Origin of the sequence: Cognatishimia sp. WU-CL00825 (assembly GCF_040364665.1) — a bacterium.
In the GTDB taxonomy this organism is placed as follows: Bacteria; Pseudomonadota; Alphaproteobacteria; order Rhodobacterales; family Rhodobacteraceae; genus Cognatishimia.
Window position 1 is genome coordinate 395,340 of record NZ_BAABWX010000001.1, and the last position, 26,351, is coordinate 421,690.

Consider the following 26,351-nt stretch of genomic DNA (forward strand, 5'->3'; position numbering starts at 1 on the left):
GATGGCATCAAACATCCATTCCAGCGCAGATGCGCGAAGTCTCGCCAAAAAACGTCTGCCTTGGATGGTATTTGACTATATTGACGGTGCCGCTGGTCAAGAAACAGGGGCCGTGCGCAATCGCGCGGCCTTTGATGCTATTGAACTGACGCCGCGCATTTTACGCGATGTCAGTCAGCGATCTCTTGCTACAAGGGTCTTTGGACAAGAAACCAATGCGCCCTTTGGAATCAGCCCCATGGGCATGTGTAATCTGTCGGCACCAGGAGCTGATCTAATGCTGGCTCGGTTGGCAGCTCGCGAACGGGTGCCGCTGGGGGTTTCAACCGTCGCCTCAACGGCAATGGAACCCTTGATAGAAACAGCCGAAGGCCATGCCTGGTTTCAGCTCTATTTCAGCGGCGATGGGGCAGGGACCTTCAAATTGGTTGAACGTGCCAAGACCGCTGGCTATCAAACCATTGTTCTAACCGTAGATGTACCCGAAGTTGGCCGTCGCCCGCGCGAACTTAGGCACGGGTTTACCATGCCGTTTCGCATTGGCCCAAAACAGTTCTTTGACTTTGCAATGCATCCGCGTTGGTCCTTGACCACATTGTTCAAAGGTCGGCCGGAAATGGCCAATTTCCAAATGCCTGGATATGAATTTGATCGCACAGAAAGCCGTGCCAAGGCCAATTGGGATACGTTGAAAACTCTAAGAGACATTTGGCCTGGAAATCTTGTGGTTAAGGGGGTTCTGGATGCAGAGGACGCCATTCATTTGCGTTCATGCGGCGTAGACGCCATTCAAGTTTCAAGCCATGGAGCGCGTCAACTTGAAAGCGCTACAAGGCCGATAAATGCGCTTTCGACCATTCGAGACACCTTAGGCGATGAATTTCCGTTGTTCTATGATACTGGTCTCCGATCGGGCGAAGATGTGTCTAAAGCCTTTTTGCGGGGTGCGAATTTCACATTTCTCGGTCGAATATTACAATTTGCGATCGCTGCCGAAGGTGAAGAAGGCTTACATGCGCTTTGGAACGTGTTGTGCCAAGAAACCGACAGCACACTTGCGCAGCTTGGTCTGACCTCAGTTGCTGATCTGACAGTTGCCAGCCAATAAGCGCCGCACTTAGCTGATTTGGGTTTCCAAAGTGTTGTGTACGAGTTTCATACCTATGCGAGTCGGCAAATTTAGATAATTGGCGAAAATTTTCAATATTGACTTGGAAACTCAAGTTTTTCGCCTATCGTGCACATGTTGTATGTCATTGATAAATATTCATAAAAAATGTTAAATCCATCTTAATTTCGCATTTTTAATGCAACCGGTTGCAAAAAAGTTTTTCTGCGCTAAAGTTAATCTACCGAAAGACCGAGGATTTGGGAAAGCGCGCGCCTTGGCAGCAAATCAAGGAGTGCCATTTTCGTTTGAAGCAAAGTGGGGCTTTTTGGAGCCATGCCAATTGCCTTTGAATTTGTAGCTTTTCCGTCCTGACAAAACTTTCGGTAGCGGCGTTTCAGTGCCGTTTAATTTACAAAGAATACCGCCCCTTATGGGGGTCCCGGATCAAACATTTCGTGGGTCGGGCACGGTTCTTGGGAGGAATAAATGAAAAAGCTTCTACTTACAGCAGGTCTCACAGCGCTTTTGGGCACATCCGCAATGGCTCAGGAAATTGGCGCGACGATTTCGCGTTTTGACGACAACTGGCTGACTGTTATGCGCAACGGCATGACCGAGCACGCAGCCGGCATGGATGGCGTCAGCCTGCAGATGGAAGACGCGACCGACGATCTGGCAAAACAGATTGACCAAGTGACCAACTTTGTTGCGTCGGGTGTTGATGCGATCATTGTTAATATCGTTGATACTTCAGCCGGTGCTGCAATCACTGCTGCGGCGGGCGACACACCTTTGGTGTTTGTAAACCGAGAGCCTGACAATGTGAATGAACTGCCACCTACTCAAGCGTTTGTGGCCTCTAATGAAATTGAATCCGGGACGTTGTCTGCGTTCCAGATCTGTAACAATCTGCGTGCAGATGGCAAAGCAGGCGGCGCGCGCGGTTATCTGATGAATGGTCAGCTTTCCAACCAAGCGGCCGTGCAGCGTTCCAAAGACGTGCATGACGTAATCGGCATGGATATGTGTAACTTCATGACGCTTATCGACGAGCAAACCGCGAACTGGTCACGTGACGAAGCGCAGGATCTTATGACAAACTGGATGGCCTCCGGTGAGCCGTTTGATTTTGTTCTGGCAAACAATGACGAAATGGCAATCGGCGCGATCCAGGCCATGAAAGCCGCAGGCATTGATATGGCTGATGTACAAGTGGGTGGCGTAGATGCAAGCCAAGACGCGCTGTTGTCCATGCAGTCTGGTGACTATGATGTAACTGTCTTCCAAGATGCCTTTGGTCAAGGTGCGGGATCGGTGAACACTGCGCTGGCGCTTGCGGCTGGCGAGACTGTTGACCAGAAAGTCTACATTCCATTCAAGCTGGTAACGCCTGCGAATATGGATGAGTTCCTCGCAAAGAACTAATGCGACAAAATTAATCTAAGTGGACGGGGCGGTGCCATAGGTACCGCCCCGATCTCTGGCAAGCGTTAAACGGGAGACGTAATAAATGTCTGATACCAGCCATGGCATTGGTGGGCTGACTTTCGACAAGAGTAAAAAATCTTGGCCCAACGAGATGAATGTGCTTTTTGCGCTCCTCATCATCATCGCAATTTTTGAGATTTTGGGGCAGGTTCTGCCCTACATGAACGATCAAAGCTTTCTATTTGATACAAAAGACAGATTTGACACCGTCTTTAACGAGGCGCGCCTCAAAATTATCATTCTTCAGGTCGCGATTATCGGGATCATTGCCCTTGGAGCCACGCAGGTCATCATCACCGCTGGCATCGATCTAAGTTCCGGGCCGCTGGTTGCTGCCACCGCGATGATCGCGATGAGTTTCGCGCAAACCGAATTGGTCAACGGTAACCCGAATCCAAAGGCGATCTTTGGTACCTGGGCAATGGATCTGCCCGTACTCATTCCTGTCGTCGTCGGACTTGCATTCGGGGCCTTCATTGGTTTGATCAATGGGACATTTGTTGCCTATTTCCGTATTCCACCCTTTATCGCCACGCTGGGCATGTTCCTGATCTGCCGCGGCATCGCGCTATGGTGGTCTTCGGGGCGTCCGGTATCTTTCCCAACAGAAGGCTACAAATTCCTTGGGTCAGGCATGATGCCCGTCGTCTGGTTCTTATCGTTGGCCCTGATTTTCCATCTGATCCTGCGCTACACTGTTTATGGCAAGCACACCTATGCAATCGGCTCTAATGAAGAAGCTGCGCGCATGTCGGGTATCAACGTGAAGCGCCATAAAGTGATGGTGTATATGATTGCCTCTATGCTTGCTGCATTTGCTGGCGTTGTTCTTAGCGCTAAAGCATCGACCGCGCAGGCAGGCATGGGTGAATTCTACGAACTGTTCGCCATCGCAATGGCGGTTATTGGTGGCATCAGCCTGACCGGTGGTCGTGGCTCGATCATCGGGACCGTTCTTGGTGCCATGGTGCTAGGTGTTATCCGCTCTGGTTTTACCTTTATCAAACTGGACGGTTCTTATCAGTTGATGGCTATGGGTGGGATCATCATCGCAGCCGTTATTCTTGATCAATACCGCCAACGAAACCGAGCTTAAGTTAGGAGAATAAGATATGAGCGACGATGTTGTTCTGAAGACCGAAAACCTAACCAAGCATTACGGTGGGGTCCACGCGCTGAAAGGCGCGAATTTTGAAATGAAAAAGGGCGAGCATGTCGCCATCATGGGCGATAACGGTGCGGGTAAATCCACATTTGTGCGCCAGATCACCGGGGTCGAGCAGCGCACAAAAGGCAACGTTTGGCTATATGGTGAACCGGTCAGTTTCGCTGGTCCGCTGGAGGCCCGCGAAGCGGGCATTGAAACGGTGTTTCAAACGCTTGCTTTGGCTGATGATCTGGACGTGCCTGACAACTTGTTCTTGGGTCGTGAAAAGACCTTTGCCAATTGGTTGGGGCCGTTCCGACTGTTGGATTATAAGGCGATGCGTCAGGCCACGATGGACGGTCTGCAAAAAACCGGGGTCAAGATCCCGAACATTCGCAACACCATCCAAAATATGTCAGGCGGCCAGCGGCAATGTGTTGCGATTGCACGTACAGCTACGTTTCACTCGCGACTTACCATCATGGATGAACCGACAGCAGCTCTGGGCGTTCAGGAAACCGCACAGGTTGAAAACATCATCCGCACTTTGAAAGAGGCGGGCGAGCCCCTGATCCTTGTCAGTCACAACATGCGCCAAGTCATGGATCTGGTGGATCGTATTGTTGTGTTCCGCCGAGGTGAGATTGTCGCCAACTTGCGCAAAGAGGAAACCGATGGCCAAGACATCGTGGCCTATATCACCGGTGCAAAGACCGGTTCGGAATTTGGCGGCGAACAATAGAGCCGCGATGTTTGATGTAGCATCGCCTTTCTTTCTTCCAGTATGGCGGCGGCAACTTGTCGTCGCCATCGTTGTGAGTTGGGGTTTGTTTGAACTTGCAACCGGGGCAACGATTTGGGGGATGATTTTTCTTGGCATGGGCGGTATAGCGGCGTTCAAGTTCTGGACAGCTGACTGGTCGGCGGTTGCAGAGGAAGATGAAGAGGCCTGAAGCAGGCAACAAGGAGACGGTTCTCGTGGCGGTGACACTAAAGGATGTAGCAGAGCGTGCTGGGGTTTCCCGATCTGCTGTTTCTCGGACCTACACAGAGGGCGCATCTGTTTCCAAACATACGCGCCGCAAGGTGGAAAAAGCTGCAAACGAGCTGGGCTATAGCCCCAATGCACTGGCTTCGTCGTTGACCACAGGGCGCACAAAACTCATTGGTCTTGTCTCAAACAACTTTCACAATCCGATCTTTCTTCAGGTTTTTGACCTCTTTACAAAGGGGCTACAAGATCGCGGATTACGTCCTCTTTTGGTGAACTTAACAGACGAAGTTAATCCCGAGAACTCGGTTCGGATGCTGCGCGCCTATTCGGTTGATGCTGTGATCGTCGCCTCGTCCACACTGCCCGAGAGTTTTGCCGAAGGCTTCCGAGATGCTGGCGTACCAGTGGTGCATTCTTTTGGCCGTCATGTGGCCAGCCCCAAGGTCAATGTCCTGGGCATCAACAACATCGAAGCCGGGCGTATGGCCGCGCAAAGCTTGATCGCCAGAGGCTATGATGATGTGGCATTTCTTGGTGGGCCAAAGTCGGCCACCTCCACCCAAGATCGTTATAAGGGATTCGTTGACGAGGTGGCGCAACATCCGCAAGTAAAGCTAAGTTCAAGCTTTGCAGCCGATTATACCTTTGATGCAGGGCGCGCTGAAATGACACGTTTGTTAAAAGCCAAGCCAGCGCAGGCCTATTTTTGTGGTGACGATGTATTGTCGATCGGCGCTTTGTCGGCTGTGCAATCAGCTGGGCTGAATGTGCCAGATGACATCGGGCTATTGGGGCTGAACGATATGGAAATGGCGCGGTGGGAAAACATCAATCTGACCACCATCCACAACCCATTCCGACAAATCATTGCCTCTTCGATTGAACTAATTGAATCGATGCTCAAAGATGACACGCGCTATCCTGAAGCGCGGTTGTTTGCGTGCCACATCGTTGAACGTGGCACGCTAAGACCACTGCCTTAGTCTTTTAGCAACGCAGGCACAGCGTCAACCCACTTGCCATCGGCTTTGGCAGAGGCAACACACGCGTGCACCGCCGCCATGGAACGCAACCCATCCACCGCACGCGGAAACAGATCTGCAGCCTTGTCAACGGCCACACCAGCTTGTTCTGCACGGATGGTCGCCGCCAAATCAGAATAGATATTTGCAAAGGCCAAAGGCATGCCTTCCGCATGTCCAATCGTCACCCGCGTACTGCGATCCGCTTCCGGCGACAGATCAGCTTCGCCACGTTCGATCACCTGAACACGGCCATTTGTGGGGGTGAAATACAGTTGGTTTGGCTGTTCCTGGGCCCATCGCAAACCACCTTTTTCACCAAATACTTGAATGGTTAGCCCATGCATACGGCCGACCGCCACTGCAGAAGTCCAAAGTCGGCCAACCGTGCCACCACTCATGCGAAAATTTACCATCGCATCATCTTCCAACTCGCGGCTGGAAATCGTCGAGGCAAAATCTGCAGACAGGGTTTCAACTTCCTGACCTGTCACAAAGCTGGCCATATGCATCGCGTGGATGCCGCAATCCGCAAATTGCGCAGAGGCCCCCATTTGTGCGGGATCATACCGCCAACGCACCCGAGGGTTATCCGCCTGCGCGGCATCTGCGTGATGCCCATGGGAAAACTCGCTGACCACAACCCGCACATTGCCCAAATCGCCGCGGGCAATCATTGCGCGCATGTGGCGCACTAGTGAATAGCCCGAATACCCATAGTTGACCGCGCAGATTTTACCCGTCTTGCGGCAAATCTTTACGATTTCTGTGCCTTCTTCGACGGTCATGGTCATCGGTTTTTCACACAGCACGTGAAACCCGGCTTCCAAAAAATTCTTGGTGATCTCAAAGTGTGTAGCATTTGGCGTCGCCACGGTCACCAGATCAACGCGATCCTCGCGATTACGTTCGCCCCCCAACATTTCTTGCCAGTCGCCATAGGCACGATCAGCCGCGACGCCTAGCTCTTGGGCATAGGCGCGGCCTGCGTCTGGATTATGGTCCAGCGCCCCCGCAGCCAAAGTAAACTCGCCATCTAAGCCGGCACCCAACCGGTGTGCCGGTCCAATTTGGCTGCCTTTGCCGCCACCGATCATGCCCCAATTCAAACGTGCCATAGTTACGCTCCTTCAAAGCCAATAGATTGCAGATAACTGCGATTTAATTTTGCATCTGCAATGGGCGAGGTGTCGCCTTCAGGGTCACAGTCCTGTTCAACCGTGCACCAGCCATCAAAACCTGCGGCTTCCAGCCGAGCGCGCACGGCCGGAAAATCAACGTCACCCTCACCAAGGTTGCAGAAAATGCCCTGTGCGCAGGCCTCATAGAAATCGGTGCGTTTTGCGACAACATCCGCCTTTACCGCCGGATCGATATCTTTGAAATGCATATAGCTGATCCGGTCGATATAGCGGTCCATAAAGGCCACCGGATCAAATCCCGCATAGGAATGGTGGCCGGTGTCAAAGCAGATTTTCAGGATGCTTTCGTCCACTTCGCTCAGCAGACGTTCTAGCTCTGGTTCAAAGTCAATAAAACCAGCAGCATGTGCATGCATGCCCACCGTCAACCCATAGTCTTCGGTGCCCATTTTGGCCACGGTCGCAATGCGATCCCGAAACGCAGCCCATTCAGCAGAATCCATTTGCTCTGCTTCAGTGGCGCGGCCCGCAGTTGGTGCGCGTCGTGGCGAGATAGAATCAATCAGTACAAGATTCTGGGCACCATGTGCTTTCAACGCCTTGCAAGTGCGCTGCGCCGCATCCATCACCTCGTCCCACTTAGAGGCATCATGAAACGGGCGAAATACCACACCGCCCACCAGCTCTTGTCCAAATTCTTCTAGCGCTTCCCCCAAAACGGCTGGGTCTTCTGGCATAAAACCAATCGGGCCCAATTCAATTCCGGTATATCCTGCGTCTGCATTTTCCTGCAGGACTTTGCGCCAATTTGGATTACGCGGATCATCCGCAAATTCCACGCCCCAGCTACAGGGAGCATTGCCAATCTTGATCATTGCATCTGCCTTTTCTTAATAGTCTGCTACGGAAACCCAGGCCCGTTTGGCGCTGGAATCAATTGCCGCAGCAACGACGCGATTTACTTCTAAGCCTTCCTCAAAGGTCGGCCATACGAGTTGGTTCTTTTCGATAGCCATCAAGAAGTCATGTGCTTCTATGATGATTTGGTCTTGGTATCCGGTGCCATGCCCAGGGCCTTGGCAAAAAGGTAAATAATCCGGGTGGGCAGGTCCGGTCAGGACCTTGCGAAAGCCTTGCTCTGCCTCGGGGCCTTCACGCAAATAGAGGTGCAGCGCGTTCTGATCTTCGCCATCAAATCGGATCGCGCCTTTGGTGCCGTGAACTTCATATGAATAGCCCATTTTACGACCCGTCGCGATGCGACTCACATGAATGTGGCCCTGCGCGCCGTTTTCAAATTCGACCATCATATGCGCTTGGTCATCATTGGTGACAGCCACCCCGCCACGGTCGCTGTGAACCGTTTCAACAACCGCACTTAGGGACGTAATCGGGCCCATAAGCCGGCGCGCTCCATTGATCATATGCGGGGCAAGGTCTCCCATTGTGCCGTTGGCCATGCCGCTTGTGCGCCAGGTGGCTGGCGCATCTGGGTCCGCGTAAAAATCTTCGGTGTGCTCACCGCGGAAATAAGTGATGTCGCCAAGGCGTCCACTTGTGATCAACTGTCGGGCATACTGAGAGGCCGGTGTGCGGATATAATTGAAGCCAATCATATGGATAGCACCCGAATCCTTTGCGGCAATGTGCATTGCGCGGCTGTCGTCCAGCGACGCGCCCAGGGGCTTTTCGCACATCACATGTTTGCCAAGTGCAAAGGCGGCAATTGCGATCTCGCGGTGGGTTTCCTGTGGCGACGCAATAATGATTGCATCGACCTTCGGATCGCTCACCAGAGTGCGCCAATCATCTGTGCCGCGCGCAAAACCATAGGTTAGGCGATAGCGTTCCGCTGATTCTGCGGAAGATGCACACACCATCTCTAGGCGGGGCCTAAGTGCTGTTCCAAATATGGCGCCGACCGAAGAAAAAGCCACTGCATGCGCCTTTCCCATATAGCCACCACCAATGATACCAATGCCAATTTCCGTCACGAGAGCACTCCTTTCAAGAAAGCGTTTGCAACCGGTTGCAAAATGGTTATCTTGGATTCTGGTAGCGGGTCAATATGCAATCGCGCTACGGAACGAATTTGACGATCTAAGGAGACGTGCCGTGGTACAATCCAGCGACACTGTAACACTGACCACTGCGCAAGCAATCGTGCGATACCTTGCGGCGCAATTTATTGAAATAGACGGTCAGAAAACCCGTTTATTTGGTGGCGGTTTTGGCATTTTTGGCCATGGTAATGTCACCTGCTTAGGCGAAGCATTGTATGACCAACAAGATGTGCTGCCACTTTATCGTGGCCAAAACGAGCAGGGCATGGGATTTGCTGCAGCTGCTTACGCCAAAGCGCAATTGCGTCGCCGGATCATGCTTTGCACTGCGTCAGCGGGGCCGGGAACGGCGAATCTTCTGACAGCAGCGGCCTTGGCGCATGCCAATCGTTTGCCAATGTTGATGCTGTGCGGTGATGCCTTTATCACCCGCCTGCCAGACCCGGTGCTACAACAGCTAGAGCACTATGGCGATCCAACCCTTGGCGTTAATGACGCTTTCAAGGCCGTCACCCGGTATTGGGACCGAATTTGCCACCCTGCACAGATCATTCAGGCCCTGCCAGCAGCGATCAATACCATGTTGGACCCGGCCGATTGTGGTCCGGCTTTCATCGGTTTGCCGCAGGATGTCCAAGGCTGGACCTTCGATTATCCGCTTAGCTTTTTTGACGAAAAGACCCACCGTATCAGGCGTCAAGCCGCGGATGTTGATGAAATTGCCGACGCGATGGCACTGCTGACGTCTGCCAAGCGGCCAATGATCATAGCTGGCGGTGGGGTGCAGTATTCTGGCGCGGTTTCGGAATTGACTGAATTCGCGGAGATCAGCGGCATTCCAGTTGTCGAAACCATCGCCGGTCGCGCAAACCTTTTGGACAGCCATCCTCAGAATATCGGCCCGCTTGGGGTCACTGGTTCTAATTCTGCCAATGCGATCGCCGAACAGGCTGATGTGATTTTGGCGATTGGTACCCGGTTGCAAGATTTCACCACTGGCAGCTGGACAGCCTTTGCACATGACGCCAAAATTATCGGTATCAATGCGGCACGCCACGATGCTGCCAAGCATATGTCGGCCACCGTAGTTGGCGACGCAAAGCTGGCGATCACAGCGCTGCAATCTGCATTGAACGCTTATAAGGCCCCAGCTGAATGGCTTGCGCACGCCCAGTCAGAGCGCGCCAAATGGGTGGATTACGTCGCTGAAAACACGCGCATCGGCAATGGGCCCGCCTCTTACGCTCAGGCTATTGGTGCCGTGAACGCATTGTGTGATCCGCGAGACCGCGTGGTGGCTGCTGCTGGCGGTCTGCCCGCCGAAGTTACCGCCAATTGGCGCACGCTGGATATCGGCACGGTTGACGTCGAATTTGGCTTTTCTTGCATGGGGTATGAAATTGCGGGCGGGTGGGGCGCACGTATTGCCCAAGCCGAAACCGAACCGGACAATGACACCATCGTCTTTACTGGCGATGGGTCATATTTACTGATGAATTCAGATATTTACTCTTCGGTTCTGACCCAAAAGAAGCTGATAATCATGGTGCTGGACAACGGCGGTTTTGCAGTGATTAACAAGTTGCAAAACAACATGGGCGGCGAAAGCTTTAACAACTTGATCGCTGATACGCCAACCGCGACACATCAAGTCACCGTCGACTTTGAGTCACATGCGCGGTCGATGGGGGCGATTGCAGAAACTGTTGAAAACCCAACAGATCTGGCGGCTGCCTTTGCGCGCGCCAAGGCGGCGGATCAAACATATGTCATCACAATGAAAGTTGACGCTTACGAAGGGTGGAGCAAAGAGGGACACACGTGGTGGGAAGTTGGCACCCCTCATGTCTCTGACAAAGAAAAAATCAATAGCGCCCATAAAGACGTCGAATCCGCGCGCGTAAGACAGCGCAAGGGGGTCTGAATGAAACGATTTACCGCTGAAACTGCACAGGCAGATGAAATTGTCCAAGAGCTGTTGCATGGCAAGGGGGCCGTCTTGTTGTCGGGTTTGTTTACCCCAGAGCAAATTGCCGAAGCCCGCGATATTGTCATGCGCGAATCTTCGGTCGCTGACAAAGTCACCCATTTTCAGGGCAAGGCTGTGGCTGAAGGTTCCGCAAATCTGCAACGACGTGTCTGGAACTTGTTGGCAAAGGGGCAGATCTTCTCTGACATGGCGTCACATCCGGTCTTTATGGAGATTTTGCGCAAGTTTCTGGGCAGTGAATTCATTATGGGTTCGATTGCCGCCAATCGAATTTTGCCGGGTGGTCCAGGGCAAGAACCGCATGTGGATTACCCATATTGGGATTTTCACAAGCCAGAAACCCATCCGGTTGGCCTTAACGGTTCCTTCCCGATGAACGCGCAAATTTCGATCTTGCTGGATCCATTCACCGCGCAAAGCGGCGCAACAGCCTATGTGCCGGGATCACAAAAAGAACTTCGCTATCCCGTTGAGGAAGATAAGTTTTTTGACAAGTGTGAACAAATGTTAGGGCAACCCGGCGATGTTGCTTTGTTCTTTGGCGTCGCATGGCATTGTGCGATGCCAAACAAGGCGGATCATGATCGCACTGCCGTATTGATCAACTATCTTCCCAAATGGGTTAAGCCGCTCGAAGATATGCCCGCTGCTTTATCCGCTGACTTTATCAAATCAGCTTCTCCTGAAATCAAACAGCTTCTTGGTCTGAATTATCCCTATCCGGAAATTCTTGATCAAGCTGCCGCAACAAACGCAGCTGGGCGCACATGACTGACGTAATTTCTGGTATCAAACAAAACAATTTTGTCATCGTCGGGCGGGCTGGAATGGATTTCTTCCCAGATCCACCAGGTACAAAAACCGAAGACGGTGACATTTTTCGCGCTAGCCTAGGTGGCAGCTCTGCCAATATAGCAGCAGGGATCTGCAAGTTAGGCGGTAAATCCGCTTTGGTCACCCGCGTGTCAGACGACAGCATCGGGCGCTATGCCACCAATCAATTGCGTCACTATGGCGTAGACGCCAGTCATGTCACACCTATTGGGGGCGAATTTCGCAATTCTTTGGCGGTTTATGAAAGCCGGATCGAAGATCATCAATCGGTGATCTATCGCAACGGCGCAGCCGATTTCCAACTTGAAAAGTCAGATGTTGACGCGGTTGATTTTGCCTCCTTTGGCGCATTGATTACCGCGGGCACAGTTTTCGCAGCTGACCCGTCTCGTGCGGCCACATTCCATGCCTTTGCAAAGGCCAAAGCCGCGGGCTTGCCCATCATTTTTGACGTGGACTACCGCCCGTATTCTTGGCCCAGCAAACAAGTTGCCTCTGACGTTCTAAGCCGTGCGGCGGCTTTGTCAGACGTGATTGTCGGCAATGACGAAGAATTTGGCTTTATGGCGGGCAACTATGATGACGGCCTGGAAAAAGCCCGTAGCCTCGCCAAGTCGTCCGCAACCATTGTTGTCTACAAAATGGGATCAAAAGGCGCGGTTACGTTCTTTGGCGAGCAGGAAATTCGCACCGGTATCTATCCGGTGCAGGCGCTGAAACCGACCGGTGCCGGCGACAGCTTTATGGCAGGCATGGTCACCGGCATCTCCGCAGGAATGGATTTGCACGCCGCCATTTTGCGTGGCTCTGCCTGTGCCTCGGTCACAGTGTCAAAGCCCGGCTGTGCCCCAGCCATGCCCGACACCAAAACACTCCAAGATTTTTTGGCCAATCACCCTGGCCCGACATCCGCTTGAAAGGATACCTGCAATGCACATCGCCCCCTTTGACAACCAGAATAAACCCATTGTTGACGTCGATGATGCAACGGTGCCGCTCAATTACTTCAATATCGTCAAACTGAAAAAAGGCCAAGCATTTGAATATGCTGTGCCGCGTTATGAAACCTGTATTGTGCCTGCGACTGGGACAATCGACATCAACGTCGAGGGCTTCAAGGCCGACGGCATTGGCGAGCGTGTCGAGGATGTTTGGGATGGTGAGCCAGAGGGCGTTTACGTGCCTACTGCTGCCAAAGCAGAGATCGTCTGCACCAGCGATGAAGCCGAAATTTTTGTTGCCGGGGCCTTGTATGACAAGGTTTTAGACGCCTTCGCGGTACGCTCTGATGAACTTGACAAAGTGCAATACGGTTCTGATGACACCAAGACCCATCGTAAGATCAAGCATATTCTTGGCACAAAATACCATGACAAGGTTGGGCGTTTGCTGGTCTCAGAACTCTTTACCGTAGGCGAGGGCGGATGGTCAGGCTTTCCATCACATAAACATGACACTGATCGTCTACCGCTCGAAACCCGCCACGACGAAACCTACAACTTCCGCTTTAAACCAAACAATGGATCTGGCGTGCAAATGTTGCAACGCGAAGACGGCAAAGCCGGAGATGCCTATCACATTGTGGATGGGTCAACCATTTGCCTGGACAGCGGCTATCATCCTTGCGCGGTTCTGCCGGGCTATCAGATGTATTATTTCACAATCCTGGGCGGCCTTTCCCAGCGCAGCTTGGTGCAGTATTTCCAGCCAAGCCACGCGCATCAGCTTGAGACCATTCCCGGCATCAAAGACATGATTGCGAAATTCAAATGACATTGGCAACTTTGGCAGAGGTCCTTTTGCCCGCGCGGGCAGGGGGATATGCAGTGGCTGGCCTGGTCACTTTGGGTTGGGAAGATATGCGGGCCTATGTCCAAGCCGCCGAAGCAGAAAATTGCCCGGTAATCTTACAGGCTGGCCCAGGCTGTCGTGCGCATACGCCGCTCCCAATTCTGGGCAAAATGATCAGGTATCTGGCTGAAAACGCCAGCGTGCCGGTGGTTGCCCATCTGGACCATGGCTATACTTATGACGAATGCTCCGAAGCCCTAGACAGCGGGTTCACCTCATTGATGTTTGATGGATCGCGCAAACCTCTTCAGGACAACATTGCAGAGACACGCCAAATCGTTGAAATGGCCCACGCCGCTGGCATCTCCTGCGAAGGCGAAATTGGTTTTGTCGGCTATGCCGATGGGGAAAACTCGGCCGGAACAGATCCACAAGAAGCGGCAATTTTCGCCACTGAAACCGGGGTCGACGCAATGGCAATCTCGGTTGGCAACGTGCATCTGCAACAAGACAAAGAGGGCGGGTTGGACGAGGCCCGGATTGCCAGCATTCAGGCTTTGACCGACGTCCCATTGGTCATTCATGGTGGATCGGGTGTGCCAATTCCTCAGCGTCGAAAGCTGGCACAAACGACGAATGTCTGCAAATTCAACATCGGAACCGAACTGCGCATGGAGTTTGGAAAAGCTATTCGCGCAGCCTTGGCCAAAGATGATGCGCGTTTTGACCGGGTCTCGATTTTGAAAGACGTTGAAGATCCAATTATGCAAGCTTCACGCAACGTACTTTCCGCAATGAAAGGAGCGTAAATGTTAAACATTGGTATTCTTGGCTGCGGCCGGATCGGTCAAGTGCACGCCCGGGCGATTATGGCATCAGAACACGCGCGCGTCGGCGCGGTTAGTGACTTCATGCCCGAAGCTGCGCAGGCGCTGGCGAAAAAGACTGGTTCGATCGTACTGACAAGCGATGAAATTTTTGCTGACAGCGCTATTGATGCGGTCATTATCGGCACGCCAACAACCACGCATTACGATCTTATTCATCAGGCTGCCGCTGCTGGCAAAGCGATTTTTTGTGAAAAGCCAGTTGATCTGAATTCCGATCGCATCCGCGCGTGTCTGAAGGTCATCGAGCAGCACAACGTGCCATTTATGGTCGCCTTTAATCGTCGTTTTGATCCCAATTTTAGCGCACTGAAATCCCGCATCGATGCCGGGGAGATTGGCGAGGTTGAGCTGGTCACGATCCTGTCGAGAGATCCGTCCCCGCCACCAATTGACTACATCAAATCCTCGGGGGGAATTTTCCGCGACATGATGATCCACGATTTGGATATGGCACGCTTTTTATTGGGCGAAGAACCCGTGTCATTGCACGCCAGTGGCGCGTGTTTGGTGGATCCAGAGATCGGGCAGGCGGGCGATTATGATACCGCCGCCGTTACCATGCAAACCACTTCGGGCAAAATTTGCCAGATCAGCAACTCGCGCCGGGCCTCTTATGGCTATGATCAACGTATCGAAGTGCATGGTTCCAAGGGCATGATCCGTGCCCATAATCTATTGGAGAATTCGGTCGAAATCGCCACACAGGATGGCTATCAGCGCGCGCCCACAATGAACTTCTTTCTAGAGCGCTACGAGGCCGCCTATGCCCACGAATTGGCGCATTTTATAAGCTGCCTCAGCAAAGGGATTGCACCAACGCCTGATGGTGAAGACGGATTGAAAGCCCAGTTATTGGCTGACGCCGCCAGCGCCTCATGTGCAGACGGTTTGCTCAAAACGTTCAAGTGAAGCCTCAAAAAAATCATGAATCGGGACCCATGTAGGTCTCGATTTGAAAATTGTCGCAAATGTCAGCCAAGTAAGCGCACAGGTTTCCATGTGGAAATGAAGGGGCTTTGGGACATTTTCTGTCAATTCCCAAATCTGGGGCGGCGGAAGTTTTGATGATGATAGAAGAACGCAACATTCAACATTTACTGAGCGTTTAGATATCACCGAAACGAGAATGCTGGAAAACCGAAAATAACTTTGCCGTTCAAGGTGTTAGGTGTGCTTTGGCTTATCGCGGTTTGATGCCGCTCCTTTGATAGCATTTACTGCACCAAAGGAGACTGACTATGGGACTGAAACGGACGGACGAGTTGCGCCAAGATGCGGTGCGTATTGTACTGACCAGCGGTCTTACACCCAAGCAGGTGGCTTCTGATTTAGGTGTCGGTCTGTCGACGTTGAACAAATGGATCACGGCACGTCGAGACACGGATGGGATGTCAAAAGAGGATATGAGCCTCGCTCAAGAGAATGACCGGCTTGGACGCGAGGTGCGCATTCTCAAGGAGGAGAGGGACATCCTAAAAAAGGCCACCTATTACCCGTCAGGCGATTACGCAGTAATCTACCGAGAGGGCAGTTATGCATCGCAGGGCAGTTGAATACTTGCATTCAATGAGAGTGGCAGGCCACGCATGACCGAAGAGTTGAAGGAGATCGGTTTGAATGTGGGCCACCGACGTGTTGGCCGCTTGATGCACCAGCACGGCCTATCAGTTGTCAGAACGCGCAAACATAAGGTGACGACCGACAGCAATCATAAGTTCAACATCGGGCCAAACCTACTGGATTGAAACTTCGCAGCGAACGAACAAAAACCAAAGTGGGCTGCTGACATCAGTTATATTTGGACGCGTGAAGGTTGGTTGTATCACGCCGTCATCCTAGACTTGCATTCCCGCTGTATCATCGGCTGGGCCGTCAGTAACCACATGAAACGTGATCTGGCGATCAGAGCCATGCAGACGGCCATCCCATTCCGTTCACCCCCAAAAGACTGCATCCACCACACGGATCGTGGGAGCCAATATTATTCTCATGATTATCCGAAGATCCTGCGCCGGCATGGCTTCAAGGTATCGATGAGTGGCAAGGGCAATTGCTACGACAACGCTGCCGTCGAAACGTTCTTTAAAGCAATCAAAGTTGAACTGAGCTGGAGACACCCTTGGGATACGCGGCAGAAGGCTGAAATGGCGATCTCCCACTCTCATTGATACTGCGTATCAACTGCCGTGCGGTGGCATACATCAACGGCTTCTACAATCCGCGCCGACGGCATTCAGCACTGGGCTGGAAAAGCCCCGTCGCAATCGAACGGAAAGTGGCTTAAACGAGCACTTGCGCCGGCACTAACGCGGGACAGGTCCCTAAATTGGGCTGAGGGACGTTTCCGACGCGGCGTCGTTCAATGTACTTTGCAGATGTCCCGTTGAGGCATGTCGAACGCGCAGCGAGCGCGAAGGTATGGCAGCGTGAATTGGCAGATAGAGCGCTATTCTTGACCGGTCACAAAATCATAGGAAGCCCTAACGAGATCTAGTACGACCTCTAGCTCCTCTGCAGTCGTAGGAGTGAAGATCATGACGAACCCCTCCCACCCGGGCCGTTGGTTTGCCCAAGGGTGGCTGACGGCCCAACCAGATTCAACGGTCTGTTTCGCTAGGGATGGCGGCAATGACGCATGCAGACTACCATCGGGGTGAATGTGGGCGAACTCTCGTCCGCCCACAATGACATCGGGTCGCGCCAAGGTTACATCTTCTTTGATCCAGAACCCCAAAGCGCCAGGCAGCGAGATCACAGTGTTGCGGATATCGACACCGGGGAACATCGCGATTTTGCCGAGAAGAGCCTCCGAGATTTCCCGGATTGGCTCAATCCCAATTTGCACATGCGGCACGCCGTTCGTAGTTTCAGGTATGGGTGTTGTCCGCATCGGCAATTCATTTGCTGCAAATGCAGACGACATTGCGGCAAACACCGCTATTGCACTAAGAAGGGTTGTTCGGATCGACATGGCACGTCTCCTGCGTCAGAACTTATCCGTGATAGGCTTGGCTGACGGCAAAGCTGTCTTCGAACCAATGCCACAAAACGACCTGACCGTCGCGGACCTTGGCACGAAGGGCAAAGGTGAACTCCCCGATCTCTTTACCGGATTTCGTCGTTTTTCCGTTCATTTTGCCGAAGACGGCAACGGTATCGTCTGAGGCGAACGCGTCAGTGTTCTCCCACATCGTGGTCTCTAAGTTAGACGAGAAGACACCGAGAAACGCGAAGATCGCTTCTTTCCCTTCGGAACCACCCACCCACGGCAGGGTCGTATCGCCTTCGTTGTGCCAGACCATATCATCGGCCATGAGCGCACCTACAGTCTCCATGTCGCCACTGCCCATTGCGCCCATAAAGCTCATGACAGTGCCCAAGCTGGCGGCTGAGTTGTCGTCGGCAAGTGCTTGGTTGCCGAGGAACAGGGCTAAGGCCGACAAGCCTGTTGCCTTCAATGCAGTTCTGCGTTCCATTCTTGATTTCCTTTCAGTTTAAAATGTAGCTGCTTCCTTGCAGCTCCAAAATTTCGGTTCAACGATCAGAAAGTTGGCCTAAGGCACCTGCCCAGTCTTCAACGTGGTAGGAGCAGGCAATCTTGCCGTTCTCCAATTCATGGATGTCGATGGTCATGATGTCGAAGCTGCTACCGTCCCCATCGACGCCGAAAATAGGTCCGACGGGAGTTCCGGTGGCGCGGCTGCGGACGGTGACGAAGCTGCCGTCCTGATGCATGGCCTGGACGGCCCAGTTCAGATCAGGGACAAGCTGACCAAAGCCGCCGATCTGCCCGAGGAATCCTTCGCGGGATTTATTCGCGCCCGAATAGTCACCGACGCTCTCCCAATCTTCAGTGATAGAGGCTTCGAATGCCGCAACGTGATCCAGAGACGTGGGGTTGCTGAGCAGGTCGTAGAAGATCTGAACTGTGGCCGTGTCATCGGCCAACGCAGTGCCTGCAAGGGTCATGGTTGCGACAAGTGCAATCGGCATCAATTTCATATCGATCTCCATCGTTTGGGTTTGTTTCTGGCCCGCATGATAGAGATATTGACGAATGATTGTTTTGTGTATCTTCTGGTTTCAGACAACACAGTTCGGCCAATCAGAACAATGATAGATCATTTAAGACACATGGCCATCTTCGCGCGTGTGGTGGACCTCGGCTCATTTCGGGCGGCAGCGAAGGATATTGGGTTGGCCCCTTCTCGTGTCAGTGAGATCGTGACGGATCTTGAAGATTTCGTGGGGACGACTTTGCTTAACCGTACGACTAGAAAAATCGCTCTGACAAACGAAGGACGTAAGTTCTATGCTCACGCAGTCGAGATGGTGCGCTGCGCTGAAGACGGCCTTGATGAGTTGAATGCCCTGTCGCTGGAACCAGCAGGGTCTCTCCGGGTTTCGGTTCCCGCCTTTATGTCATCGTCCAGCCTCGCAACAGCAATGGGAGACTTCACCACGCGCTATCCACACGTTGAGTTGTCCGTATCATTCACCGACCTTCCTGTTGATTTGCTTAGAGACGGCTTCGACTTAAACATTCGTGTCGGCTGGCTTGAAGATAGTTCGATGATGTCACGTAAACTCGGCGAAATTGAACGGGTGCTCGTCGCCGGTGTCGACTATGCGAAAGCTCGGCCTGACCCGCAGCACCCTAGAGACCTCGAAACTTGGGACTGGATCAGATACAAACAACGTTCAAACGCAATGGAGTTCAGTTCCGGTTCGGGGCACCCTGTGAAAGTGGCAGGTCGTTCTAGGCTGCAGGTAGACAGCATTGATGCGTTGGTTCAATACACACGACGCAATTTTGGCGTAACGGTTCTTCCTAGGTATCTTGTGCACGAGGGACTGAAAGAGGGTGAGTTTGTGGAGCTCATGGAACGGTGGCGCCTTGCCCCCTTGGGCATCTACGCAGTCTGGCCAGACCAGTCGCGACGAGAGAACCTGACGGTTCATTTCGTGCGTTTCCTTGCTGAACAACAGGGTCATTCCAAAACACAGTGAAAAACGCGACGAATTTGGTCCCCTGAAGCGGTCGGCCCAATCCTACCTTTGAATGGAGGCGTGGCTGCTGTGGCGTGGCGCGTCCAAGGAGACATTCGCTGCCGCTACTGCAATGTCGGTTATCGCGGTTAAAAAGCCCGAGAACCACAATTCGTTGCGCCTCTCGGACAAGTTTACTCCGCCTTTCGATTAGACCATGTTTGATAGGCTGCTTGCTCGTCCGAACATGACTGCAACGTCATCGCAATCATCTGATTTTCATCGCTGCGACCAGTGCGCGTATCTCCTGTTAGCGTTAAACACATTCCTGGAGCGGACACAGGGGCAATGGTGCCTTCGCCGTCAAACAACCAGCTTTGTGCAGAAGAACCATCACACGTAGCTAGTTCAGCCGAAGCTCCAACCTCGGTTGCAGAGACCTGGATGCAGACATCAAACTCAGGCATGTAAAGCAAGCCATCTGCGAATTGGTCTGGATCGAATGCCTGATCCACAAGCACTTCGCCGGTTGGGCTGTAGCAAGTGTGAGCTTGAAGCCCATCGTTTGGATTAGCGTCCGCGCCGCGCCCTTTGGCGATGTCGATGCAATAGCCGTTCTGGATGTTGTCAAGCAAATCGACCACGTAGATTTCGACGTTCTCAGCAAAAGCGGAACTTGAAAAAGCCATTATACTCACAGCAACTGGCAGCGATTTCATAGGTGACATGTGTTCTCCGTGATTTGATTTCGGTAGCGCGTAATTGCGACCATCTAACGGTTCAACGTATTATGCCGAACTTTCCGTCGAAATTTGGGCGGGCATTCTTTTACCCTTCGAGATCAGCCACTTTAAGCTCTTGCTGTCATCGGATGCAGCGCAGCATCTGACGAAGCTTGGCTGCTGTTGGCGAAGCAAATGGCCCAAAGCCGACCTTGACCAACCCTCGACAATGCTGCGATCGCTGTCCGCATTGCCAACATTCGCGGCAACCGCAAAATCGCGAGGCGGGGGAATTCACACTTCGCGGGAAATAGTGAGCTTTCGCTGCGGATGCACTAATGGCTGGTTTCGCGCCGGGCCCAATTTGTTTCGGAAATTGGATTCTGCGCTGGCAGCGCTAGGACAAATGTCCAGCGCTGCTGAATTAGTAGTTAAAAGAACTTCGTCATCGCCGCGTCTGGCACAAGGGCACAGAAGATAAAAGCAACCGCCAATGCACCAAATACGGGCGCGGTTGTGCGCTTGACTGTGGCCGACCCAAGAGTAAATAATACAATGGCTCCACCACCATTGGACACGATAGCCATCGGGATGATCCCCCAAGGAAACTCGCCCTGAATGACTTGCAACAGGCCGCTTATATAGGCAGCAAGCAGCGCCAGCATGGCGACCCCGTACAGGCGAAAGAAAGTTGGCGAATTCGCCACAACATCCAAACGTGGTCCAAGTTTGTCTTTAGAATACAAAAGGAACGGCGGCACAAGCAAGACTGCTGTAACAATAATTTTCGTGACGAGGGTTACGGTGATTGCATCCATAGTCTGAGTCCTTATATTGAATTCAGGTAGAGATACGAGGGCTGAAACTGAATGTCAAACTCAGATATGGAGAGAACTGTGCGAAAGTCTGCACCGGTCCCTATGGACCGATGTGGTATGGCGCTTGCTACAGAAATACTTTCGGATCGCTGGACGCTCTTGATTCTGCGAGAAGCGTTCTACGGTGTGAAGCGTTACGATGACATGAGAAGTGATCTCGGAATTCCGAGGTCTGTGTTGACTGAGCGGCTTAAGCGATTAGTAGAGTTTGGAATTTTTATTCGAGAACCTTACCGCGAAGCGGGCGCAAGAACCCGATATGCATATGGCCTTTCGCAAAAAGGTGCGGAATTGGGGTTGCCCATCCTAGCTCTGATGCAATGGGGGGATAAGCATATAAATCAAAACGAACCGGCTATCGAGATTTTGGATCGCAAGTCCGGCAAGCGCCAATTTGTTGCACTAGTGGGTGACGATGCTAAAGCAACAAAGCTCGCTGATGTTCGGATAGCTGTTCTCTGATTGTTATCGTAGCACAGACGACATCCCTTCATCCATCAGCGTTCAGCCGAGAACACCAATCCAACTCTACACTCATTTGAAAGCAGCCATTCGTGCATTCCGGAGCATCGGTCGGAATGGGCTCGAAGCGGCACTTAGATCGAATGCAGCATGCTTGAGGTCAGTTTGCAAAAAAATGGCCGTGCTCGAGCGTGCACAATGAGTTTCCTCAAGCGTGGCGAAAGTCTGCTTTCTGCCGATTCTGTTAAAAACAGTGCCGTGTTGCTGGCGAAAAACATAGCTGTTTGAATTGAGCGCGAGCACATTGCTTCAGTCGTTGCGCGTTAGAGAAGATGTAGAATTTTATTAGTAAGTTTTTGAGATTATTAGTGGATGGATGTGATTGAGGTTTGTTTCCGGGTGGCGAGCTCAATTAGACAATCGTCCAAGTGTTTGATCACGAGAGGAAACCTGGAACGTTGTAGGTATACGACTTTGGGGGAGATGCGGGTACCATGGAAGGCCTAAGTAAGCCAATAGATATCCGGTTTTGAAAAGGTAGCGGAAGAACCAGTGACATTCTGTTTGAGTAAATAATCAAGTCGACAGCGAAGAGTGTAATTGTCAGATGGACCAAAAGGTAGTCTGAATATATCGCGCAACAAAAACTTGTTCTAAATCAACAGATTATCTGGTTTAATGGTGCGGTCGAGAAGACTCGAACTTCCACGGGTGTTACCCCACAGCGACCTCAACGCTGCGCGTCTACCAATTCCGCCACGACCGCACATGACTTGGTGAGGGGTCTATAGCGACTCAGATATCGGATGTGAAGCGTAAATGTGCGCGTGCTCCAAAAAACCAAAACGGGCCGCGCATGATACGCGGCCCGCTGGTGGGTCAATGACCTAAGTGTCTCATATCATTCGGTTACTGAAAACACCGGCAGGGCAGTATTGGCCGGTGCTGCGGCCCCTGCTGTGTTGCCTCCACTCAGGGCAAATGTGGCCTGCTGAATAAGATCAGCGCGCTCTGGTTGGGTTGTCGCAAACACCGGTGTGGCACCGGCACTCAGCGCATCAAGTGCAACGCCATACCAGCTGACAGCCAGGTCTTTGCGCACCGAAGCCCCAAATCCCTGTGACAGGTGATGCCCCATCAGTTCGGCATAGGGACGATTGCCCAAAGCCACCAGCAACAGGCCCGATGCGATGGCGGTGTCCAGATTGTCAGTGCGATAGCCGGTTGCCAGACAAATTTTGGCTGTGCCTGCAAGCTGCGCTGGCGACATGCCGGTTTTCAGAACAAACCCGCTGACATCGCGCACAACATCACTGCTGTCTTTTAGCGACAGGGCAGACACATGTTCTTTCAACGTTGTCCCAAGCCCCTGACATTGCTGTTCGATTTGGGCCGAAGACACGCCAGACACCTTGGCAATCATCGCGTCGCCTTCAGCGATGGCATAGGTCCGGGCCAAACAAAGCTGCTCGCTGAGGGCAAAGTCAGGATCCCCAAGCGTTGACACTGTGGTAAAGCCACCATTTGCATTGGTCAGCAGATTGACTTTGCTGCAATGGGTTGTGAGCGAGGCATTGGCTTCTTCTGTCTGAAACAGCGGCAATGCCGGAAAGGCCGGGGCGGCAACCGCGGTGGTTACAGGGGCCTCCTCAGGTGCAGTTAACGCAGGTGCAGAGGCCATTTGCGTGCTCGCAGTGCTGACCCGGCAATTGGGGCCAATACAGTCAAAGCTGGCAGGCGTAGGATTGTGCAGCAACAGATCATTGCGCACATAGCCTGCCGCCGAAGAAGCAAATACCAGGGTTTTACACTGGGTTGCGTTGCACCAAAAACTTGATCCGGCAAACGAGGTGTCCAGAATATAGTCGTTGTTGCCGTCACCATTCAGATCAGCAAGTTGAATAAAGCCAGAGCGCTGTAAAAGCTGTTCCGCAGACGGGTCCGAGCTATCTGCAATCTCGTCAACCGCCACAGAAACCTCATAGGGCAGGCCAGCATAGCCAGCGGTGCGCCGAGCGCCAGGGGCTGTACCCGACGACATATCATCACGTTGCGCGATCAAAACAGCCTTAACGCCATTGGCATCGCGGGCAATCAAACGATTGACGTCCGCGCCACCTGCGATGGCACGATGGTAGGCCCCGATTAGAATGTTTTTCTCGAACTCACTCAGCTGCCCGGTTGCAGGATAGCCCAAAAAGCTCTGGTAAGATGCAATGGCCGCTCGCGACCGCCGCCCCAAAACGCCATCCGGTGTGCCCGCCGGATAGCCAAAATAATTCAACGACGTCTGAATGTCGCGGCGTTCCTGGCGCACCGAGGCGGAAACACCACTATAAACCTTGCGCCGCTTGTTTTTGTTGGCTTCCGAAACAATTGCGCCGCCGATCAGGCCGCCTACAACGCCTCCGAGAAAATCATTTGCGGCTGCTGGCTGCGCGATGGACGCCGCCAAGATTGCCGCAGAGATGTGCTTAAATGCCATTTGGCCAATCCCCCTGGGTCATAAATTCAATAACGAAAACCTAACACATGCTTGGAAAATTCAAAGTCTCCAATTGAGCGACCGATGGGTTTTCGTGAATTCTTAGCTAAATCGGCGCTGGCGCAGGCTGGCTCCGGAAACAACCAATATGAAAAACACCAGGATTGTTGCGAATCCCTGAACTGGTGCATTGGGAAAGGCAATCTCATTCATCATGCGACCCGGCATGAATGTCAGTGAACCAGCCACGCCCAAACCCCAGAAAGCAATGGATTTCATTGTTTTGCGATGGGCAGCTATATTACCACGGATCGCCTGTCTCACGGCGTATCCAAGCCCAAAGATGGTCCACAAAGATAACAGGTGGATCGGGCTAAACAGCCCCCAAAGGCGAATGCCATGCAACCAAAGCGAACTGATCGCACAGATCATCATCGCACTGACCCAAAAATAACCCAATTGTTTGTGGCTGCGGTCGCGCCGCTCGCGAAATATCACAATTGGCGCAAGGCAAATTGCAAGGATGGCGCTTGCGACATGTAGCTGAAGCACTGGTGTCGCGTTCAAAAGGGGGGTAAATGAGGCCATTGTCTTTGCTCCGATAAGTATTAATTTTTGGATGGGACAGCTTTGGATCAAGTGCCGCGTTTTTGGCGAGCGCTGAAACGTAAACGACCGGAGAACTGCGTGAACGACACCCCCTTGCACCTCGCGAAGCGTGAAATGCAATTGATGTTTCACAGCCGTATTGTCTGGACGTGTCTCTTGGCCACTGGTGTTATCTTAGGACTTGCTGGCCCATTTGGGACAGAAGCCGTCATGCCAATTGTGCCACGGTTGTTTTATTGGGTTGGCTCTGCCACCGGTTTTTTCTTTTTGGGGTCCTATGTGGGCACCGCCGCCAGTGCTCTGTTCAAGAATTGGGGGCTGGGGTTTTGGCCAGCTACATTTGCGGCAGGGGCCATGGCAGGCTTGGCAATATTTGCGGCATTGCTGCTGTTAAATGTGGCTTTGTTTGACGTTTCCCTAAGCTGTCTGTCTTGCACCCTGACGCTGGGCGCAAATGTGGTTGGTATTTCAATGATCATCACTGTGGCCTTCGTGCAGATCAGGCGTCACTTTGAAGCCGCGCAGATCCCGGTTGCTGACACAGGCACCAGCCTGGCCAGAACCCAAGCCAGTAGTCAGACGCCAGAGCCAAGCCTGATGCGGCGTCTACCCTTTGAAAAACGGGGGGCCTTGATTTCAATGTCGGTCAGCGATCACTACGTAGAGGTTGTAACCGTGAAAGGGCAGGAACTGTTGCTGATGCGCCTAAGTGATGCCATGGGCGAAGTGGGCGACACCAATGGCATGCAGGTCCATCGCAGCCATTGGGTGGCGCTTGATCAGATTTCCGCGGCGCGGCGCGACGGGGCCAAAGCGGTGCTTTCGATGTCGGATGGACGTGACATTCCGGCCAGCCGCACCTATGTCGCTGCTCTAAAGGAGGCCGGAGTGTTTCCAATCTCTGCAAAGGAACGCCCGCATGGTTGAATGGAAAATCAGCACTGGCCTGACGGATTACGCAACGGCTGTGGCCTTTATGGAGGCGCGGGCCGAGGCCATTCGTGCTGGCACCGAAGACGAATGCATCTGGCTGGTCGAGCATCCTGCGCTTTATACCGCAGGCACCAGTGCCAAAATCGAAGACCTGACCGACCCAGGCCGTTTTCCGGTGCACACATCCAAGCGCGGCGGGCAGTATACTTATCATGGTCCCGGCCAGCGCGTGGCCTATGTCATGCTTGACGTCGCCAAACGCGGCAAAGATGTGCGGGGCTTTGTAAAGCGCCTCGAAGAATGGGTCATCACCACGCTGGATCAGTTCAACGTCAAAGGCGAGATCCGCGACGGCCGTGTCGGGGTGTGGGTCGCGCGGCCCGATAAGCCATTAACGCTGACAGGGCAGGTGGCCGAAGACAAAGTGGCCGCAATTGGTATCCGGCTGCGCAAATGGGTCAGCTTTCATGGGGTGTCGATCAATGTCGAACCGGATCTGGAGCATTTTTCTGGTATTGTGCCCTGCGGTATCACCGAACACGGGGTGACGTCGTTGGTTGATTTGGGTCTGCCAGTAACAATGGAAGACGTAGATGTGGCGCTGCAAAAGGCCTTTGCCGAGGTGTTTGAGGCCCAAATCTCGAGCTGACATAGAAAGGGGCGCTGCCCCCGGTCAAAACATGTTTTGACCTCCCCCGGGGTATTTTGATCAAGCACAAAGGCTAAAGCGCGGCAATCAGCCTAAGCGATCACAATGGGCGCGCCGCGTTGATTTGTCCGTTGTACATCCCCGGCGAATGC

At 52.8% G+C, this 26,351-nt stretch carries 27 protein-coding genes, 1 tRNA gene and 1 pseudogene; 17 read left to right on the plus strand and 12 right to left on the minus strand.

Annotated elements, in window-relative coordinates; genetic code table 11:
• Position 1: 1 nt before the first annotated feature.
• The 6 genes from ABXG94_RS01900 to ABXG94_RS01925 all read left to right on the plus strand — a co-directional run bounded on the left by ABXG94_RS01900 (position 2) and on the right by ABXG94_RS01925 (position 5,723).
• The gene (locus ABXG94_RS01900) at positions 2 to 1,108 is read left to right on the plus strand and encodes an alpha-hydroxy acid oxidase (RefSeq protein WP_353531973.1); all 1,107 of its coding nucleotides are present in this window, start codon (positions 2 to 4) and stop codon (positions 1,106 to 1,108) included.
• Positions 1,109 to 1,597: 489 nt separating this feature from the next.
• A complete protein-coding gene (locus ABXG94_RS01905; RefSeq protein WP_353531974.1) occupies positions 1,598 to 2,536 on the plus strand; it encodes a substrate-binding domain-containing protein in 939 nt (312 codons plus the stop codon).
• An 85-nt stretch (positions 2,537 to 2,621) separates the two neighbouring features.
• Positions 2,622 to 3,695: an ABC transporter permease gene (locus ABXG94_RS01910; protein ID WP_353531976.1), complete on the plus strand. Its 1,074-nt coding sequence runs from the start codon at positions 2,622 to 2,624 to the stop codon at positions 3,693 to 3,695.
• Positions 3,696 to 3,711: 16 nt separating this feature from the next.
• Entirely contained in the window at positions 3,712 to 4,488 is a 777-nt protein-coding gene (locus ABXG94_RS01915; protein WP_353531978.1) for an ATP-binding cassette domain-containing protein, read from the plus strand.
• Positions 4,489 to 4,495: 7 nt separating this feature from the next.
• Positions 4,496 to 4,699 carry a hypothetical protein gene (locus ABXG94_RS01920; RefSeq protein WP_353531979.1) on the plus strand — a complete coding sequence of 68 codons (204 nt, stop codon included), beginning with the start codon at positions 4,496 to 4,498 and terminating at the stop codon, positions 4,697 to 4,699.
• Between the two features lie 25 nt (positions 4,700 to 4,724).
• The gene (locus tag ABXG94_RS01925) at positions 4,725 to 5,723 is read left to right on the plus strand and encodes a LacI family DNA-binding transcriptional regulator (RefSeq protein WP_353531980.1); all 999 of its coding nucleotides are present in this window, start codon (positions 4,725 to 4,727) and stop codon (positions 5,721 to 5,723) included.
• Here ABXG94_RS01925 and ABXG94_RS01930 read toward each other — a convergent pair.
• From ABXG94_RS01930 to ABXG94_RS01940, 3 genes are read right to left on the minus strand one after another with little or no spacing between them, the layout of a single operon-like run.
• Positions 5,720 to 6,880, minus strand: coding sequence for a Gfo/Idh/MocA family protein (locus ABXG94_RS01930; RefSeq protein ID WP_353531982.1), 1,161 nt, complete (start codon positions 6,878 to 6,880; stop codon positions 5,720 to 5,722). The genes ABXG94_RS01925 and ABXG94_RS01930 overlap by 4 nt on opposite strands.
• 2 nt (positions 6,881 to 6,882) lie before the next feature.
• Positions 6,883 to 7,779: a TIM barrel protein gene (locus ABXG94_RS01935; protein WP_353531984.1), complete on the minus strand. Its 897-nt coding sequence runs from the start codon at positions 7,777 to 7,779 to the stop codon at positions 6,883 to 6,885.
• 15 nt (positions 7,780 to 7,794) lie between these two features.
• Complete coding sequence (locus ABXG94_RS01940; RefSeq protein ID WP_353531985.1) at positions 7,795 to 8,898, minus strand: Gfo/Idh/MocA family protein; 1,104 nt, start codon at positions 8,896 to 8,898, stop codon at positions 7,795 to 7,797.
• A 121-nt stretch (positions 8,899 to 9,019) separates the two neighbouring features.
• Between ABXG94_RS01940 and iolD the strand changes: the two genes are divergently transcribed.
• The 7 genes and pseudogenes from iolD to ABXG94_RS01975 all read left to right on the plus strand — a co-directional run bounded on the left by iolD (position 9,020) and on the right by ABXG94_RS01975 (position 16,756).
• Positions 9,020 to 10,891, plus strand: a complete 1,872-nt coding sequence (iolD, locus tag ABXG94_RS01945; RefSeq protein ID WP_353531986.1) for a 3D-(3,5/4)-trihydroxycyclohexane-1,2-dione acylhydrolase (decyclizing) — start codon at positions 9,020 to 9,022, stop codon at positions 10,889 to 10,891.
• Positions 10,892 to 11,728: a phytanoyl-CoA dioxygenase family protein gene (locus ABXG94_RS01950; protein WP_353531987.1), complete on the plus strand. Its 837-nt coding sequence runs from the start codon at positions 10,892 to 10,894 to the stop codon at positions 11,726 to 11,728.
• The gene (iolC, locus tag ABXG94_RS01955; protein WP_353531988.1) at positions 11,725 to 12,708 is read left to right on the plus strand and encodes a 5-dehydro-2-deoxygluconokinase; all 984 of its coding nucleotides are present in this window, start codon (positions 11,725 to 11,727) and stop codon (positions 12,706 to 12,708) included. The genes ABXG94_RS01950 and iolC overlap by 4 nt, the downstream gene beginning before the upstream one ends.
• A 13-nt stretch (positions 12,709 to 12,721) precedes the next feature.
• Positions 12,722 to 13,564, plus strand: coding sequence for a 5-deoxy-glucuronate isomerase (locus ABXG94_RS01960; RefSeq protein WP_353531989.1), 843 nt, complete (start codon positions 12,722 to 12,724; stop codon positions 13,562 to 13,564).
• Positions 13,561 to 14,391 carry a class II fructose-bisphosphate aldolase gene (locus ABXG94_RS01965; RefSeq protein ID WP_353531990.1) on the plus strand — a complete coding sequence of 277 codons (831 nt, stop codon included), beginning with the start codon at positions 13,561 to 13,563 and terminating at the stop codon, positions 14,389 to 14,391. The genes ABXG94_RS01960 and ABXG94_RS01965 overlap by 4 nt, the downstream gene beginning before the upstream one ends.
• Positions 14,392 to 15,381, plus strand: a complete 990-nt coding sequence (gene iolG / locus ABXG94_RS01970; protein ID WP_353531992.1) for an inositol 2-dehydrogenase — start codon at positions 14,392 to 14,394, stop codon at positions 15,379 to 15,381.
• Positions 15,382 to 15,710: 329 nt separating this feature from the next.
• Positions 15,711 to 16,756: pseudogene (locus tag ABXG94_RS01975) on the plus strand (IS3 family transposase).
• Positions 16,757 to 16,918: 162 nt separating this feature from the next.
• Here the strand turns inward: ABXG94_RS01975 and ABXG94_RS01980 are convergent.
• From ABXG94_RS01980 to ABXG94_RS01995, 4 genes are read right to left on the minus strand one after another with little or no spacing between them, the layout of a single operon-like run.
• A complete protein-coding gene (locus tag ABXG94_RS01980; RefSeq protein WP_353531993.1) occupies positions 16,919 to 17,443 on the minus strand; it encodes a luciferase domain-containing protein in 525 nt (174 codons plus the stop codon).
• A gap of 22 nt (positions 17,444 to 17,465) precedes the next feature.
• Complete coding sequence (locus ABXG94_RS01985) at positions 17,466 to 17,948, minus strand: nuclear transport factor 2 family protein (protein WP_353531994.1); 483 nt, start codon at positions 17,946 to 17,948, stop codon at positions 17,466 to 17,468.
• 58 nt (positions 17,949 to 18,006) lie between these two features.
• On the minus strand, positions 18,007 to 18,474 hold the full coding sequence (locus ABXG94_RS01990) for an ester cyclase (protein ID WP_353531996.1): 468 nt from the start codon (positions 18,472 to 18,474) through the stop codon (positions 18,007 to 18,009).
• Entirely contained in the window at positions 18,410 to 18,577 is a 168-nt protein-coding gene (locus ABXG94_RS01995; RefSeq protein WP_353531997.1) for an SWIM zinc finger family protein, read from the minus strand. The genes ABXG94_RS01990 and ABXG94_RS01995 overlap by 65 nt, the downstream gene beginning before the upstream one ends.
• Before the next feature lie 29 nt (positions 18,578 to 18,606).
• On the opposite strand from ABXG94_RS01995, the gene ABXG94_RS02000 reads away from it, so the two are divergent.
• Entirely contained in the window at positions 18,607 to 19,482 is an 876-nt protein-coding gene (locus ABXG94_RS02000; RefSeq protein WP_353531998.1) for a LysR family transcriptional regulator, read from the plus strand.
• A 173-nt stretch (positions 19,483 to 19,655) separates the two neighbouring features.
• On the opposite strand, the gene ABXG94_RS02005 is transcribed toward ABXG94_RS02000, so the two are convergent.
• Both ABXG94_RS02005 and ABXG94_RS02010 read right to left on the minus strand, forming a co-directional pair.
• On the minus strand, positions 19,656 to 20,189 hold the full coding sequence (locus tag ABXG94_RS02005) for a ricin-type beta-trefoil lectin domain protein (protein WP_353531999.1): 534 nt from the start codon (positions 20,187 to 20,189) through the stop codon (positions 19,656 to 19,658).
• A gap of 425 nt (positions 20,190 to 20,614) precedes the next feature.
• Entirely contained in the window at positions 20,615 to 21,001 is a 387-nt protein-coding gene (locus tag ABXG94_RS02010; RefSeq protein ID WP_353532000.1) for a hypothetical protein, read from the minus strand.
• Between the two features lie 117 nt (positions 21,002 to 21,118).
• On the opposite strand from ABXG94_RS02010, the gene ABXG94_RS02015 reads away from it, so the two are divergent.
• On the plus strand, positions 21,119 to 21,523 hold the full coding sequence (locus ABXG94_RS02015) for a winged helix-turn-helix transcriptional regulator (RefSeq protein ID WP_353532001.1): 405 nt from the start codon (positions 21,119 to 21,121) through the stop codon (positions 21,521 to 21,523).
• A 679-nt stretch (positions 21,524 to 22,202) separates the two neighbouring features.
• Here the strand turns inward: ABXG94_RS02015 and ABXG94_RS02020 are convergent.
• From ABXG94_RS02020 to ABXG94_RS02030, 3 genes are all read right to left on the minus strand, one after another.
• A tRNA-Leu gene (locus ABXG94_RS02020) sits at positions 22,203 to 22,289 on the minus strand.
• A gap of 135 nt (positions 22,290 to 22,424) precedes the next feature.
• On the minus strand, positions 22,425 to 24,008 hold the full coding sequence (locus ABXG94_RS02025) for a peptidoglycan-binding domain-containing protein (protein WP_353532002.1): 1,584 nt from the start codon (positions 24,006 to 24,008) through the stop codon (positions 22,425 to 22,427).
• Positions 24,009 to 24,110: 102 nt separating this feature from the next.
• The gene (locus tag ABXG94_RS02030; protein WP_353532003.1) at positions 24,111 to 24,596 is read right to left on the minus strand and encodes a DUF2306 domain-containing protein; all 486 of its coding nucleotides are present in this window, start codon (positions 24,594 to 24,596) and stop codon (positions 24,111 to 24,113) included.
• A gap of 99 nt (positions 24,597 to 24,695) precedes the next feature.
• On the opposite strand from ABXG94_RS02030, the gene ABXG94_RS02035 reads away from it, so the two are divergent.
• Positions 24,696 to 25,544 (plus strand): LytTR family DNA-binding domain-containing protein, encoded by an 849-nt coding sequence (locus tag ABXG94_RS02035; RefSeq protein WP_353532004.1) that lies wholly within the window; start codon positions 24,696 to 24,698, stop codon positions 25,542 to 25,544.
• Positions 25,537 to 26,199 (plus strand): lipoyl(octanoyl) transferase LipB, encoded by a 663-nt coding sequence (gene lipB / locus ABXG94_RS02040; RefSeq protein WP_353532005.1) that lies wholly within the window; start codon positions 25,537 to 25,539, stop codon positions 26,197 to 26,199. The genes ABXG94_RS02035 and lipB overlap by 8 nt, the downstream gene beginning before the upstream one ends.
• The last annotated feature ends 152 nt before the right edge of the window (positions 26,200 to 26,351 follow it).